Below are 15,403 nucleotides of genomic sequence, written 5' to 3' on the forward strand. Positions count from 1 at the left end.
TCTGTTGGGCGGATCATGCTCTATCTGTCCGACGCCTGCCAGAGCGGATTGATCCATGGTTCCTGGTTGGACGGCGCCAGCGGCGTGCGGCCGAGAATATGGTCGGAAGCCTTCTCGCCGGTCATGATCGACGGCGCATTGAGGTTGCCGTTGGTGACGCGCGGGAAGATCGAGGAATCGGCGACCCGCAAGCCGTCGACGCCGATGACCCGGCATTCCGGATCGACGACGCTCATCATGTCGTCGGCGCGGCCCATCTTGCAGGTGCCACAAGGATGGTAGGCGCTCTCGGCGTGATCCCTGATGAAGACATCGAGATCGTCGTCCGACTGGACGTGCGAACCCGGCGAGATTTCCTTGCCGCGATAGGGGTCGAATGCCGACTGACCGAAGATCTCGCGGGTCAGCCGGATGCAGTGGCGGAACTCCGTCCAGTCGTCCGGATGCGACATATAGTTGAAGCGGATAACCGGCTTCGATTTCGGGTCCGGCGAGCGCAGCGTCACCGAGCCGCGCGACTTCGACCGCATCGGCCCGACATGCGCCTGGAAGCCGTGCGACTTTGCCGCCGCCTTGCCGTCATAGCGGACCGCCGCCGGGATGAAGTGGTACTGGATATCGGGGTAGTCGACGCCGGCGCGCGAGCGCACGAAGGCGGCTGCCTCGAAATGGTTGGTGGCGCCAAGCCCCGTCTTGAAGAACAGCCACTGCGCCCCGATCAGCGCCTTCGAGAACGGGTTGAGCACCGAGTTGAGCGTGATCGGCAGCAATGATTCCTGCTGGATGTAGAGCTCCATATGGTCTTGCAAATTGCGGCCGACGCCGGACCTGTCGGCCACCACTTCTATGCCGTTTTCCCGCAGATGCTCGGCCGGACCGATGCCCGACAGCATCAGGATCTTGGGCGAGTTGATCGACGAGGCGGCGACGATCACCTCGCGTCGTGCCTTAACGACCTGAATCTGTTTGTGAGCTTCGATCTCGACGCCGATGGCGCGTTGATTCTCGATGATCACCCGCCGTGCAAAGCCCTTGACCAGACTCACATTTTTCCGCCCGAGCGCCGGTTTGAGATAGGCGCTCGCCGCCGACCAGCGGCGGCCGCCGCGGATGGTCTGCTCCATCGGCCCGAAGCCTTCCTGCTTGGAGCCATTGTAATCGTCGGTCAGTTCGAACCCGGCCTGGCGGCCGGCATCGACGAAGGCGCCGTAGAGCGGATTGCGCCGCGAGCCGCGCTGTACATGCAACGGGCCACCGTGGCCGCGCCAGCCATCCTCGCCGCCGTCATTGTTCTCCATGCGCTTGAAGTAGGGCAGCACGTCGGCAAAGCCCCAGCCGGTAGCCCCTTCTTCGGCCCAATGGTCGAAGTCGCGGGCGTGGCCGCGCACATAGACCATGCCGTTGATCGAAGACGAACCGCCGATGACCTTGCCGCGCGGCGTCGCCAGCACTCGGCCGCCCAGATGCGGTTCCGGCTCGCTGGCAAAGCCCCAGTCGTAGAGGCTCATGTTGAGCGGGATGGAAAGGGCCGACGGCATCTGGATCAGCGGCCCGATATCGGTGCCGCCGAATTCGATGACGATGACCGAATGCTTGCCGTCCTCGGACAGGCGATAGGCCATGGCCGAGCCGGCCGAGCCGGAGCCGATGATGACGAAATCCGCTTCAAGCATGGTTCATATGCGCCATGAAATCGGCGAGCGAAACGTTGCCGCCAGTTGCCATCACGAGCACGGTCTTGCCCTGCACATCCACCTTGCTGCCGAGCAGTGCCGCCAGCGAGGCGGCCCCCGACGGTTCGAGCACCAGCTTCATGCGCTCGAAGGCGATCCGCATGGCGCGCCGCACCGATTGATCGTCGACGGTGATGCCGCGAACGCCGGCGGCCTTGACCGCCGCGAACGGTGCGTCGCCCGGCCGTCGCGACATCAGCCCGTCGCAGATCGACTTCGGGCCGATCGGCATCGTCTCGATGCTGCCATGCGCCAGCGACGAGCCCATGCCATTGAAGCCTTCCGGCTCGACGCCGATGATCTCGGTGGCGGGCGACAGATAGTGGAAAGCGAGCGAAACGCCGCCGATCAGTCCACCGCCGCCGACCGAGCAGAACAAGAGATCGGCGCTGGCGTCCTTGGCGGCAAGCTGGTCGAGCGCTTCGAGGCCGGCGCCCGCCTGGCCGGCGACGATCTCCGGATCGTCGAACGGATGCAGCAAAGCCAGCCCCTCGGTCTCGGCGATGTCGCGCGCCTTGGCGGCGGCGACTTCCTCACGCGCACGCTCGCCATGATCGGTCAGCACGACGCGGGCGCCATAGCCCGCCGTGGCGTCGCGCTTGGCAGCCGGTGCGTCGATCGGCATGACGATGGTCACCGGAATGCCGAGCGCCTGGCCGGCCGCCGCCAGCCCTTGCGCGAAATTGCCTGAGGAATAGGCGACAACGCCCTTCTTCGCCTCGTCGGCCGAAAGCTGCTTCAGCCGCCAATAGGCGCCGCGTATCTTGAAGGATCCGGCCCATTGCAGCGATTCCGGCTTGATGAAAACGCGGGCAGCGCCGGTCTCCCTGGCCAGAGCTTCCGATTCCAGCAGCGGCGTGATCTGCGTCGCCTTGGCGGTGACGGCATAGGCCTGCTTGAGATGGTCGAGGGTGGGGACGAGGGTCATCATCATTCGCCGCGCGGATACCTTTTGCTCTCTTCGAGATTGTCGAGGTTCATGTGGTTGCGCATATAGCGCTCGGACGCCTTCTGCAGGGGCTGGAAATCCCAAGGGTAATAGGCGCCGTTGCGCAGCGCCGGGTAGACGACCCAGCGCCGCGCCTGGCTTTCGCGCACCGCGGCGTCGAAGCCGGCCATGTCCCAGCGCGCCCGGACCTTGCCCATGAATGCCGCCACCAGGCTCGCATTGACGGGGTCGTCGGCCAAATTGTGTCGCTCGAGCGGATCGGCTTCGAGATCGAACAGTTGCGGCGGGTCGAGCTCGCAATGGACGAATTTGTATCTGCCGTCGCGGATTGCAACGAGTGGCGCGCAGGAGCCTTCCGCTGCATATTCCATCAACACAGGCGCGGTGCGCTCACTGCCCTCGATGAGCGGCAGCAGCGACTGGCCGTCGGTCCACGGGGCTATCGCCCCGATGTCGATGCCGGCGAGGTCGCAAAGCGTCGGCGTCACATCGAGATTGGAGACCGGCGCCTCGATCAGCCCCGCGCGAACGCCTTTGCCGGCAACCATCAGCGGCACCCGTGCCGAACCCTCGAAGAAGCTCATCTTGAACCACAGGCCGCGCTCGCCGAGCATGTCGCCGTGGTCCGAGCAGAACAGGATGACGGTGTCGTCGAGCATGCGCGTTCGCCGCAAAACGTCCAGAAGCTCGCCGAGCTTGTCGTCGACATAGGAGATGTTGGCGAAATAGCCGCGCCGGGAACGACGCACCTGCTCAGCGGTGATCTCGAAAGAGGCATAGTCGCTGGCGTGGTACAGCCGCTGGGAATGCGTATCCTGCTCGTCATGCGCGATGAACCCGGTTTCCGGGTCGAGCGCCTGGCAATGCTCATAGAGATCCCAATACTGCTTGCGCGCGACATAGGGATCGTGCGGGTGCGAGAGCGAGACGGTGAGACACCAGGGCCGATGGCTCGTATCGTCCTGCTCGCGCGAAAGCTGATAGAGCTTCTGCGTGGCCAGGAAGACGACCTCGTCATCATACTCCATCTGGTTGGTGGTCTCGGCGATGCCGGCGCCGGTCACCGAGCCCAGATTGTGATACCACCATTCGATGCGCTCGCCGGGCTTGCGATAGTCTGGCGTCCAACCGAAATCGGCCGGATAGATGTCGGTGGTCAGCCGCTCCTCGAAACCGTGCAATTGGTCCGGTCCGACGAAATGCATCTTGCCTGACAGGCAGGTGTAGTAGCCGGCGGCGCGCAGATGGTGCGCGAAAGTCGGGATCGACGAGACGAATTCGGCCGCATTGTCATAAACACCGGTGCGCGACGGCAACTGCCCGCTCATGAACGAGGCGCGGCCCGGCGCGCAGAGCGGCGAGGCGGTGTAGTTGTTGGCAAACCGTGCCGAACGTGCGGCCAACGCTTTCAGATGCGGTGCATGGAGAAACGCGGCCGGCCCGTCCGGAAACAGGGTCCCGTTGAGCTGATCGACCATGACGATCAGGAAGTTGGATCGCTTCGTTGTCACTGTTTGCGCCGCTCGCCGAGTTTGGTTTCGAGATAGTCCTCGACCAGCGCGATCGCGGTCGCGGCGTCGGGCACGCCGTCCTTCAGCGCGCGCCTGATGTAGAGCCCGTCGATCAGCGCTGCGGTCGCTTCGGCGACGCGATCGGCTTCGGCTCTCGGCAAGATGCCGGTCAGCCCGCTCAACAGGTTGGAGTGCAGGCGCCGCGCATAGACCTTGAGCAGCCGGCGCAGCGCCGCCGATTTCTGCGCCTCGACATAGAAGGCGAGCCATGCGGCAATGGTTTCCGGCTGGAACTGGAGGTCGGAAAAGTTGACAGCTACGACCGCCGAAACGCGCTTGCGCGGGCTGCTGGCTGCACCAAGCGCGCGCCGCATGTCGATGGTGAGTTCGGCCAGGATGTGGCGCATCGTCGCCAGCAGCAGTTCGTCCTTGGCGCCGAAGTAATGATGGGCAAGGGCCGAGGACACGCCCGCGCGTCCGGCGATCTCGGACATGGTCACGTCGAGCGAACCGCGCTCGCCGATCGCCGAGATCGTCGCATCGATGAGCGCCTTGCGGCGCAGGGGTTCCATTCCGACTTTCGGCATCTCGCTACTGTCCTTTGAAGCAGGATTATTTTTTATTGACGGGTCAATCAACAAAAAAATCGACACCGGCTCGGCCTGTGCCAAGCGATTGTCTGGTTCCGGCTCTTCCCGGAGCGGGGATGATTGTTTATATTTGAACAATAAAGGCGAAGTGCGCCATGAGCCACATGATAGGCTGGCGCCAAGGATGGAGACCGCCATGACCGCATGCATCGTTGGCTGGGCGCATTCGCGTTTCGGCAAGCTTGAGGGCGAGACGCTTGAAAACCTGATCGTCAAGGTGGCAACGGACGCGCTCGACCATACCGGCATCGGTCCGGACGAGGTCGACGAGATCGTGCTCGGCCACTTCAACGCCGGCTTTTCGGCGCAGGATTTCACCGCCAGCCTGGTGCTGCAGGCTGACGACCGGCTGCGCTTCAAGCCGGCGACGCGCGTCGAGAACGCTTGCGCCACGGGGTCGGCAGCAGTCAGGCAGGGCATCCGTGCCATTGACGCCAATGCCGCCCGCATCGTGCTGGTGGTCGGCGCCGAGCAGATGACGACGACGCCCGGCCCAGAGATCGGCAAGAACCTGCTCAAGGCCTCCTATCTGCCCGAGGATGGCGACACCCCGGCGGGCTTCGCCGGCGTCTTCGGCAAGATCGCCCAGGCCTATTTCCAGCGCTATGGCGACCAGTCGGACGCGCTGGCGATGATCGCCGCCAAGAACCACAAGAACGGCGTCGACAATCCCTATGCGCAGATGCGCAAGGATTTCGGCTATGAGTTCTGCCGCCAGGAAAGCGAAAAGAACCCCTTTGTTGCCGGTCCGCTGAAGCGCACCGACTGCTCGCTGGTCTCCGATGGCGCCGCCGCCCTTGTCCTTGCCGACACCGCGACGGCACTCAAGATGCGCCGCGCCGTAGCCTTCCGTGCCAACGAGCATGTGCAGGATTTCCTGCCGATGTCGAAGCGCGACATCCTGACCTTCGAAGGCTGCGAACAGGCCTGGACCCGGGCGCTGAAATCGGCCGGCGTGACGCTGGACGATCTGTCCTTTGTCGAGACGCATGACTGCTTCACCATCGCCGAACTGATCGAATACGAGGCGATGGGTCTGGCCAGGCCGGGCGAGGGGGCGAAGCTCGCCATGAGCGGCGAGACCGCCAGGGATGGCCGGCTGCCGGTCAATCCGTCCGGAGGGCTGAAGTCCAAGGGCCACCCGATCGGTGCCACCGGCGTATCGATGCATGTTTTGACCGCCATGCAGCTTGTCGGCGAAGGCGGCGGCATCCAGGTGCCGGGTGCGAAACTCGGCGGCATCTTCAACATGGGTGGCGCGGCCGTCGCCAACTACGTTTCCATTCTCGACCGGATCAGATAAACCGCCCGCATTGCAGCGCCGCGCGCCTTTTGAGGCGCGCAAAGGACGCTGTAACACTTTGATTTTGCGCATGATCCTTTTCGAAGACCGATTCTTCGAGGTCATGCGCTAGGGAGGTGACATGACAAATCCGGTTCTGATCGAAGTCTTGCGCGGCGCGATCGTCGAGAGCGCGCACCGTGGCGCTGTCGCGGTCTTCGATGCCGACGGCAAGCCGGTCTGGGAAATCGGCGACACGTCGAGGCCGGTGTTCCCGCGCTCGGCGGTCAAGGCCATCCAGGCATTGCCGCTGGTCGAAAGCGGCACGGCGGATGCCTATGGATTTGGCAATCGCGAACTGGCGCTTGCCTGTGCGTCCCATTCGAGCGAGCCGGCGCATGTCGAACTGGCGCGGGCCATGCTGGCCAAGGCCGGGCTAGACGGCTCAGCACTCGAATGCGGCGGGCATTGGCCCTCCAATCACGACGCGGAAATTTCGCTTGCCCGCGCCGGCGGTTCGCCGAACGCGTTGCACAACAATTGCTCCGGCAAGCATTCCGGCTTCCTCTGCACCTGCGTCCACGCGGGCATTGCACACCGTGGATATGTTCGGCCGGAGCACGCCTTGCAGGAGATGGTACGCGACGCCATGCAGGCGGTCACGGGCGCTGTCCATGGTGCCGACGAACGGGCAACCGATGGCTGCTCGATCCCGACCTACGCGGTGCCGCTCAGGAGCTTCGCCCTCGGCTTTGCCCGCATGGCCACGACAAATGGTTTTGGTCCCGAGCGGGCCAAGGCCGCGAGGCAGTTGCTGGCCGCTTGCATGGCAGAACCGTTCTTCGTCGCCGGTACCGGCCGCGCCGATGTCGCCTTGATGGAGGCTGCACCCGGGCGGATTTTTGCGAAGGGCGGCGCCGAAGGCGTCTATTGCGCGGCGCTGCCGGAGCTTGGCCTCGGCATTGCGCTGAAATGCGATGACGGTGCCCCCCGCGCTGGCGAAACCATGGTCGCCGCCGTCATTGCCAGGCTGCTGCACGCCGACGAGGCCTTGGCGGCGAAGCTGCTCGAACTGGCCAACGCTCCGATTGAAAGCCGGAACGGCGCCAAGGTCGGGGCGCTCAGGCCCACCGTGGCTTTAACTAGAAGTCCGGCACTCAACTGACGTGATTGCGCTCGACAGTCAGATGGGCATAGCCGCTCTTGTCCGACGATGACAGGTCGCCTGTCGCCGGCTCGGCCCAGCGTTGGCCGACGACGGCGCCGTTGAGCGCGCCGTCGATGACGTTGTCTGATATGACGGCCGTACCGGCGCCCTCGACCACGCTGACGACGATGCCGGTTCCAGCCTTGCGGATGATGTTGCCCGCGGCCACGACATTGCGCAGGTACGGCCCCCAGCCGATCTGCATGCCATAGAGCGGCGCGTTCTCAATGACATTGTTTGAAACGGTCGTGTCGGCCTCGACGCCGATGCCGACGCCAAAGCCGGGCGGGTCGGCGGGGTAGGGGCCGCTGGTCGACAGATTGCGGACGATGTTGCCCGAGCAGACACCCATGCGGCCGCCTTCGTTGAAGTTGACGATCGAGATGCCGTTGGCGGCGCCGTCAACGATGTTGTTGCTGATGACCGCGCCTTCGAAGGAGAATTCGGAATAGACCGCGGTCTCACCCGAGCGTGAGCAGGTGTTGCCTGATATCTGCAGATTGCTGGCGCTGTTGGCGCGGATCGCCGAAAAGGCGCAATCGGACACGATGTTGCCCGAGATAACGACATTGCCGGCCCGGAAGGCGTTGATGCCGTTGCCGTTCTGCCCGGTTCCGCCACTGCGCGCCTGGATGCGCTCGACGCGGTTGCCGGTGACCATGGTGCCGTCTTCCGCCGCCTGCCATCGGTGCACCAGAATGCCGCCATTGGCGCAGTCTGAAATAGTATTGCCCGTGATCGCCAGCCCGCCGGCCTCGACCGAATAGATGCCAGCATCGGCAGCCCCCGATATCTCCGAGCGCTCGACCCGACCCGCCGCGTGTTCCAGCGCCAATCCGTTCTTGCCGCTGCCGGTTATCTGGCAATTGTCGACGACGAGGTGCGCGACCCGACGCAGATCGAGCAGCCCTTGCGCGTAGTCGCCCATCGAGCGGTTGCTGCCGTCGAAGACCAGCCCGCTCAGTTCGATATGGTCGGCCTGTTCGGCCATGAACAGGTGGCCATCACCGCCATAGACGATCCGCGTGGCGCCCGGCACGCCGGAAAGACGCACGCGGCCAGGCAGCGAGAGGTTGGACACCACATAGGTGCCTGGTGGCAGAAACACCGGCATGTCGCGGTCGTTTGCGCCGCGCAGCAGCTTGGCGAAGGCCTTGCTCTGATCATCAAAGGTGCCAGGTGACACGCCAAGTTCGGTCGCGTTGATCGAACCCCGCATCGAGGCTTTCTCGATGCCGGTCAGGCTGGCGGCCGCCGCTCTGCCAAGCGAAAGGCCCATGACGGCAAAGCCGGCGGTTCCGGTTAGCAGCGTTCGTCTGTTCAACATCGGCACAGGGTCCTGGCGTTCAACCCCGACACCGCAGGAATCGTGCCAGACGTACTGGCGCTCCTCACCGGCGCAGCGACAATGGCTTGTCGAGCAGCCTCTCCGCGCCTAAGTTCAAGAAATGAGCAGAGCTTTCACCCGCGAGGAAGACAGCGAAAACGCCATTGCCGGCGTCGGCGAGCGGCCGATCAGCCACCACCGCAACCTAGTGACGGAGCGCGGCCTGGCGATGATCGAGGAGAATCTGGCCGATCTGCGCGATATACTGGCCAAAGCCGAAAGGAAGGCGGACCGCGAGCGCATCGCGGTGGTGTCGCGCGACCTGCGCTATTGGACCGCCCGGCGCGAAAGCGCCGAGTTGTCGGTGCCGGAACCGGGCAGCGACCTTGTGCGCTTCGGCATGGGCGCTACGCTTGAGGCCGATGACGGCAGGAAGGTGCACTGGAAAATCGTCGGCGAGGATGAGGCCGATCCGGCCAAGGGCACGATTTCCCACGTGTCGCCGATGGCCGTCGCCCTGTTCGGCAAGAAGGTCGGCGACGTAGCGGTGGTCAACGGCAAGGAATGGGAAATCGTCAAGCTGTCGGACAGCTAATCTTCGAGCTTGGCGACATGGTCGCGGAAGAAAGCTGCGGCTCCGGCTTCATCGATTTGGCCTGAAGCGACCGCCATGACGAATTCATAAAGCGTGCCGTTGTCGGCTGTCAGGACATGGCCGTTCACAATCAAAAATGCGCCGGCCGCCACGATGGCAGTGCGCTTGTTACCGTCAACGAAGGCATGATTTCTGGCAATGCCAAAGACATAGGCGGCGGCGAAATCCTCGACCGATGGGTCTCCATAGTTCGCCTTGTTTTCAGCGCGCGCGAGCGCCGGTTCGAGGGCGTTTTCATCTCTCAAACCTTGTGCTCCGCCATGCCTGCGCAGTTGCTCCGCATGCATCGCCTCGACCACGCGACGTGACAGAAACTCCCAGCTCATTCGGCGAGTTTCTGAAGTGCGACCTTGTACTTGTCCATGACCTTACGAGCAGCTTCCATCTGCCGCTCGAAACTGTCGTCTACCGGCTCAAGAGCAATACCCTTGTCCGTTTCGATAATCTGGAGTCGATCGCCTGTCTTCATGTTCAGACGGTCAAGGAGATCCTTGGGCAGGATCACACCTTCGGAATTCCCGATCTTGCGTATGGTGGTGTTCATGACGGGAATCCTGTTGCAACGCTGATTATAACGCAATCAGCGTTCGTTGCAACAGATATTATAACAGAGGCTTGTCAGGCCGATAGCAGCCGGTCCAGCAAGCGATCCGCTGCTTCCGGAATGACGGTGCCCGGCGGGAAGATTTCCGCCGCACCTGCTTGCAGCACCGCGTCATAGTCCTGTGGCGGGATGACGCCGCCGACGACGATCAGCATATCGCCGTGGCCGAGCTTTTTCAGCGCGTCGCGCAGCTCGGGAATGAGCGTCAGGTGCCCCGCCGCCAATGACGAGGCACCGATGACATGGACGTCCTGCGCGACCGCCAGCCTGGCGATTTCGTCCGGTGTCTGGAACATTGCTCCGACGGTGACGTCGAAGCCGAGATCGGCGAAGGCCGTGGCGATGACTTTCTGGCCACGGTCGTGGCCGTCCTGTCCCATCTTGGCAACGAGAATGCGCGGTTTGCCGCCGGATTTCCTCTCAAAGGCTTCGAGCTTGTCCTGCAGTCCGTCGACCACGGAATTGTCGCCAAGTGCCTTTCGATAGACGCCGGAAATGGTCTGAACCGTCGCGACATGGCGACCAAAGGTTCTTTCCAACGCGAACGAGATCTCGCCGACCGTGGCATTGGCGCGCGCGGCACGGATGGCGAACTCCAGCAGGTTTTCATTGCCCTGCGCGGCACGGGTCAGCGCATCGAGTGCGCTCTCGACCGCGCCGACGTCTCGTGTGCCTTTCAGGCGTTGCAGCTTCGACAATTGCCGCGCCCTGACTTCGGCATTGTCGATCTTCAGCACGTCGACTTCGATGTCGGTCCCGGGGCGATGCGCATTGACGCCGACCAGCATCTGTTCGCCGGAATCGATCCGCGCCTGCGTGCGGGCAGCGGCTTCCTCGATGCGCAGCTTGGGAATGCCTTGCTCGGTCGCGGCGGCCATGCCGCCGAGCGCCTCGATCTCCTCGATATGGGCAAGGGCGCGCGCCGCCAGATCATGCGTCAGCCGCTCGAGATAGGCCGAACCGCCCCACGGGTCGATGATGCGCGTGGTGCCGGATTCCTTCTGCAGGATCAACTGCGTGTTGCGGGCGATACGCGCCGAATGGTCGGTCGGCAGCGCCATCGCCTCGTCGAAGGAATTGGTGTGCAGCGACTGCGTGTGGCCCTGCGTCGCCGCCATCGCCTCGATCATGGTGCGGATGATGTTGTTGTAGGGGTCCTGCGCCGTCAGCGACCAGCCCGAGGTCTGACAATGGGTGCGCAGCGACAGCGAGCGCTCGTCCTTGGGCGAAAAATTCTTTTTCATCAGGGTCGCCCACAACAGGCGCGCGGCTCTCAGTTTGGCGACTTCCATGAAGAAGTTCATGCCGATCGCCCAGAAGAAGGAGAGGCGCGGCGCGAAGCGGTCGATATCGAGGCCCGCCGCAACGCCGGCGCGGGCATATTCGATGCCGTCGGCGATCGTATAGGCGAGCTCCAGGTCGGCCGTCGCACCGGCCTCCTGCATGTGGTAGCCGGAGATCGATATCGAATTGAACTTCGGCATGTTCTTCGACGTGTAGGAGAAGATGTCCGAGACGATCCGCATCGAGGGCTTCGGCGGATAGATGTAGGTGTTGCGGACCATGAACTCCTTCAGAATGTCGTTCTGAATGGTCCCGGCGAGATCCTTCTGCGCAACGCCCTGTTCTTCCGCCGCGACGATGTAAAGCGCCATGATCGGCAGCACCGCCCCGTTCATCGTCATCGACACCGTCATGTCGCCGAGCGGAATGCCGTCGAACAGCTGCCGCATGTCGAGGATGGAATCGATGGCGACGCCCGCCATGCCGACGTCGCCGGCGACGCGCGGATGGTCGCTGTCATAGCCGCGATGCGTGGCGAGATCGAAGGCGACCGACAGCCCCTTCTGGCCCGCGGCAAGATTGCGCCGGTAGAAAGCGTTGGACTCCTCGGCCGTCGAGAAGCCGGCATATTGCCGGATCGTCCAGGGCTGCTGGACATACATGGTCGGGTACGGGCCGCGCACGAAAGGCGGCAGGCCCGGATAGGTGTCGAGATACGGCAACCCCTTGAGGTCGCTTTGATTGTAAAGATGCTTGGCGACAAGCCCTTCCGGCGTCGTCCGCTGGCCTTTGACCTCGACCGAAGTGCGGCGTGGCGGCACCCAGCCGATCTGGCTGAAATCAGGGATCAAGAGGCGGCTCCGATCGATTGGTCGATGCGGACCGGAAACAGGGGTTCGCAGACGGCAACGCCTTCGGTGAAGGCAGGCCGCCGTTCCGCTGCCAGCGTCTCGACCGGGCGTTCGCTCTTCGACGGGTAGAGCGTGGTGCCGATGATGGTCCGTTCGCCAGCCTGGTAGGTTGCGTGGCGCCGAGCCGCCGCGGCCTGAACGCGCTGCTGGATGTGTCCGTCGCGAAGGCTGGACAAGACGCCGCCCTCGGCCTCGATTGTCTGCAATTCCACCCAGGCCATCTCGCACAGTTCCGCGGTCAGCGCTTCGACCGCGCCGGACCCATAGGCAGGATCGGCGACATGATCGATATGGCTTTCATGGGCCATGATCAGCTGCGCATTGCGGGCAACGCGACGCGCAAAACCCGCCGGCAAGCCATGTGCGATCGTATGCGGCAGGATGGAGATCGAATCGGCGCCGCCAGATGCCGCGGCAAAGCAGGCAATTGTGGTGCGCAGAATGTTGGTCTCCGGGTCCATGGCCGTCATCATGCGAAACGACGTCTCGGCATGGATATTGGCCGTGGTATTGGGGATCGAGCAGGCCTCCTGCAGCCGTGCCCAGAGCCTGCGCAGCGCCCTGACCTTGGCTACCGACAGGAACTGGTCCTGGTCGACGCTGAGCGCGAAGCCGATATGCGGTGCGGCATAGACGAGCGGCTGCCGCGCCGTCTCGAACATTCTGAGATAGGAGACAGCCGAGGCCAGCATGATGCCGAGCTCCTGCGCTTCCGTGGCGCCGGCGTTGTGGAACACGCGGCCGTCAGCCTCCAGCAGCACGCCCGGAACGCCCATCGAGAAGAAATGCGCCAACGACTGCGGCATCGACGCCTGCAGTGCCTCGATCGACATGCGCAGCCGGCCGGTTCCGGCGAAGATCGCCGCCGGATCGATGCCGAAGGAGAGGTTGAGCTTCGCCGGGTCCGAACGGCGCTTGCTCAGGAACGCCACCAGCCAGTCAGCCACGGCGCGGCTCCAGGGATGGGCGTCGATACGGACCTGGATACGGTTGAGCGGCACACCGTCCAGCACCGTCTCCAGCGCCTGCGCCGTCCTCGGCAGGCCGTAGCCGAATGCGTTTGGCGCTCCTTCGAAGACAAGCGACAATCCCGTCGCTCCTTGCGCCACGTCCTCCAGGGCCTGGGCCCTGGCGCGGTCGATATCTGGATCATCGATGCGCTGACTGACAATCCAGGGCGATTTCGGGTTTGCGCGCACCGTCGGTTCGGCTGCGATGCTGCGCTCGTAAAGCGGTTCGATTCGGATGTTGTCGTCGGTATGGGAGACCAGCTTTTCCTCGAAGGATGCGCCGGCCAACGCCTTTTCCGCCAGGGCCAGCCATCGCTGGCGCTCGGCATTCTCTGGTTCAACGTCCTGGATCAAGGCTCCGGCGCCCATCCGTCTTCCTCGTTTCATGCGACCGCACCAGCCTGGAGCAGTTCAGTCTACGGTTCCCGGTCCGATATCGCAATGCAATGCGCTTTCAGGGTCGGAATTCAATCCATCAGATATAGGTAGCCTGCATGGACGAACCATGAACGATTGCCAAACACCGGCAAAATCCGCAAGTTCCAAAAAACCGATTTTGACGATTGGCCCGATCTGAACGATTGGCCCCGTTTTGGACGATTGGCCCCGTTTTGGACAATTGCATTGTCGCTGTGCAACGGCCTCACTATACCTGCGGCAAGGCCACTGGCTTTAAACACATCAGTTTGCGGAGACCGGACATATGGCTGACGAAACCAGTATTTTCATCGGCGCCAGCCGCAAGCCGGACGACAGCTATCAGCGTGCCGAGCACCTGTTGCTGCAATATGGCAATCGTCACGGACTGGTGACCGGCGCCACCGGCACCGGCAAGACCGTCAGCTTGCAGATTCTGGCCGAAGGTTTTTCCAACGCCGGCGTGCCGGTGTTCTGCGCCGACATCAAGGGCGATCTGTCCGGCATCGCCATGATGGGCACGGCGCAGGATTTCCTGGTCAAGCGGGCCGAACAGGTCAAGCTCGACCCCTACGACTTCCAGGAATTCCCGGTCATCTTCTGGGATCTGTTCGGCGAGCAGGGCCATCCGATCCGCGCCACCGTTTCCGAAATGGGACCGTTGCTTTTGTCGCGTCTGATGAACCTGACCGAGGCCCAGGAAGGGATCATGAACATCGCCTTCCGCCTGGCGGACGAGGAAGGCCTGCTGCTGCTCGACATGAAGGACCTGCAGGCGCTGCTGTCCAACATCGCCGAGCGCGCCGACGAGTTGGGCTCGCGCTATGGCAATGTGACGAAACCGTCCGTGGGAGCCATCCAGCGCACGCTGCTGGTTTTGGAGCAGCAAGGTGCGGCGCATTTCTTCGGCGAGCCGGCGCTGCGCATCGCCGACATCATGCGCACCACCCGTGACGGGCGAGGCGCCATCAGCGTGCTTGCCGCCGACAAGCTGATGATGAATCCGCGGCTCTACGCGACCTTCCTGTTGTGGCTTATGTCGGAGCTGTTCGAGGTGCTGCCGGAAGTCGGCGATCCCGACAAGCCGAAGCTGGTGTTCTTCTTCGATGAGGCGCATCTGCTGTTCGAGGACGCGCCGAAGGTGCTGATCGACCGCGTCGAGCAGGTTGTCCGCCTGATCCGTTCAAAGGGCGTCGGCGTCTATTTCGTCACGCAAAACCCGCTGGATGTTCCCGAAACCGTTCTCGCCCAGCTCGGCAACCGGGTGCAGCACGCGTTGCGCGCCTATACGCCGCGCGAGCAGAAGGCGGTGAAGACCGCGGCCGAAACCTTCAGGCCGAATCCCGACTTCGATTGCGCCACCGCCATCACCCAGCTGGGCACCGGTGAGGCACTGGTCTCCACGCTCGAAACCAAGGGTGTGCCGTCCATGGTGCAGCGGACGCTGATCCGCCCGCCATCCTCGCGCCTCGGGCCGATCACGCCTGACGAGCGCCGCAAGCTGATCCAGGAAAGCCCGGTCGCCGGCCAGTACGATCAGGTCGTCGATCGCGAATCGGCTTTCGAGATGCTGCAGAAAAAGGCCAGGGAGGCGCAGGACGCCGAAGAACAGGCGCAGCAGGCGGGCAGTGGCGGCTCGCGCTGGACCATTCCCGGCTTCGGCAATGACGATCCGGCACCGCAACCAGGTGGCAGGCGTGCGCCGGCACCGCGCCCGTCCAATCGCCAGACGGTGGCCGAGGCGGCGATCAAGTCGGTGGTTCGATCGGTCGGCTCGTCGGTCGGCCGCGCCATCGTGCGCGGTATTCTCGGCAGTCTGTCGAGAGGGCGGTAAGGCTGGAGGCAGCGGCGCTGCCGCGGCCT

At 63.6% G+C, this 15,403-nt stretch carries 13 protein-coding genes; 4 read left to right on the forward strand and 9 right to left on the reverse strand.

All coding sequences use genetic code 11. From position 1 onward, the window contains the following. Positions 1 to 20 precede the first annotated feature (20 nt). From betA to betI, 4 genes are read right to left on the reverse strand one after another with little or no spacing between them, the layout of a single operon-like run. On the reverse strand, positions 21 to 1,673 hold the full coding sequence (betA, locus tag AC1D10_RS23150) for a choline dehydrogenase (RefSeq protein ID WP_477275950.1): 1,653 nt from the start codon (positions 1,671 to 1,673) through the stop codon (positions 21 to 23). Continuing rightward, the gene (locus tag AC1D10_RS23155) at positions 1,666 to 2,667 is read right to left on the reverse strand and encodes a threonine/serine dehydratase (protein WP_477275952.1); all 1,002 of its coding nucleotides are present in this window, start codon (positions 2,665 to 2,667) and stop codon (positions 1,666 to 1,668) included. Before AC1D10_RS23155 ends, betA begins: the two co-directional genes overlap by 8 nt. Further along, complete coding sequence (gene betC / locus AC1D10_RS23160; RefSeq protein ID WP_477275954.1) at positions 2,664 to 4,193, reverse strand: choline-sulfatase; 1,530 nt, start codon at positions 4,191 to 4,193, stop codon at positions 2,664 to 2,666. Before betC ends, AC1D10_RS23155 begins: the two co-directional genes overlap by 4 nt. Then, complete coding sequence (gene betI / locus AC1D10_RS23165; RefSeq protein WP_477275956.1) at positions 4,190 to 4,780, reverse strand: choline-binding transcriptional repressor BetI; 591 nt, start codon at positions 4,778 to 4,780, stop codon at positions 4,190 to 4,192. Before betI ends, betC begins: the two co-directional genes overlap by 4 nt. A 199-nt stretch (positions 4,781 to 4,979) precedes the next feature. Here betI and AC1D10_RS23170 point away from each other — a divergent pair, with 199 nt between their 5' ends. Together AC1D10_RS23170 and AC1D10_RS23175 are read left to right on the forward strand one after the other, a co-directional pair. After that, entirely contained in the window at positions 4,980 to 6,146 is a 1,167-nt protein-coding gene (locus AC1D10_RS23170) for an acetyl-CoA acetyltransferase (RefSeq protein WP_477275958.1), read from the forward strand. 121 nt (positions 6,147 to 6,267) lie between these two features. Further along, the gene (locus tag AC1D10_RS23175) at positions 6,268 to 7,290 is read left to right on the forward strand and encodes an asparaginase (protein WP_477275960.1); all 1,023 of its coding nucleotides are present in this window, start codon (positions 6,268 to 6,270) and stop codon (positions 7,288 to 7,290) included. Here AC1D10_RS23175 and AC1D10_RS23180 read toward each other — a convergent pair. After that, entirely contained in the window at positions 7,283 to 8,659 is a 1,377-nt protein-coding gene (locus AC1D10_RS23180; protein ID WP_477275962.1) for a TIGR03808 family TAT-translocated repetitive protein, read from the reverse strand. The two genes, AC1D10_RS23175 and AC1D10_RS23180, sit on opposite strands and share 8 nt — an antisense overlap. A gap of 121 nt (positions 8,660 to 8,780) precedes the next feature. Between AC1D10_RS23180 and greA the strand changes: the two genes are divergently transcribed. Next, positions 8,781 to 9,254, forward strand: a complete 474-nt coding sequence (gene greA, locus AC1D10_RS23185; RefSeq protein ID WP_477275964.1) for a transcription elongation factor GreA — start codon at positions 8,781 to 8,783, stop codon at positions 9,252 to 9,254. Here greA and AC1D10_RS23190 read toward each other — a convergent pair. The 4 genes from AC1D10_RS23190 to AC1D10_RS23205 form a co-directional block, all read right to left on the reverse strand. Then, positions 9,251 to 9,640, reverse strand: a complete 390-nt coding sequence (locus AC1D10_RS23190; RefSeq protein ID WP_477275966.1) for a type II toxin-antitoxin system death-on-curing family toxin — start codon at positions 9,638 to 9,640, stop codon at positions 9,251 to 9,253. The two genes, greA and AC1D10_RS23190, sit on opposite strands and share 4 nt — an antisense overlap. Further along, positions 9,637 to 9,858 (reverse strand): AbrB/MazE/SpoVT family DNA-binding domain-containing protein, encoded by a 222-nt coding sequence (locus AC1D10_RS23195; RefSeq protein ID WP_477275967.1) that lies wholly within the window; start codon positions 9,856 to 9,858, stop codon positions 9,637 to 9,639. Before AC1D10_RS23195 ends, AC1D10_RS23190 begins: the two co-directional genes overlap by 4 nt. 74 nt (positions 9,859 to 9,932) lie before the next feature. Next, positions 9,933 to 12,053 carry a methylmalonyl-CoA mutase gene (gene scpA / locus AC1D10_RS23200; RefSeq protein WP_477275968.1) on the reverse strand — a complete coding sequence of 707 codons (2,121 nt, stop codon included), beginning with the start codon at positions 12,051 to 12,053 and terminating at the stop codon, positions 9,933 to 9,935. After that, positions 12,050 to 13,492: a methylmalonyl-CoA mutase subunit beta gene (locus tag AC1D10_RS23205; RefSeq protein ID WP_477275970.1), complete on the reverse strand. Its 1,443-nt coding sequence runs from the start codon at positions 13,490 to 13,492 to the stop codon at positions 12,050 to 12,052. Before AC1D10_RS23205 ends, scpA begins: the two co-directional genes overlap by 4 nt. Before the next feature lie 334 nt (positions 13,493 to 13,826). On the opposite strand from AC1D10_RS23205, the gene AC1D10_RS23210 reads away from it, so the two are divergent. Next, on the forward strand, positions 13,827 to 15,374 hold the full coding sequence (locus AC1D10_RS23210) for a helicase HerA-like C-terminal domain-containing protein (RefSeq protein ID WP_477275972.1): 1,548 nt from the start codon (positions 13,827 to 13,829) through the stop codon (positions 15,372 to 15,374). The last annotated feature ends 29 nt before the right edge of the window (positions 15,375 to 15,403 follow it).

The organism is Mesorhizobium sp. P2_A8, assembly GCF_056404935.1.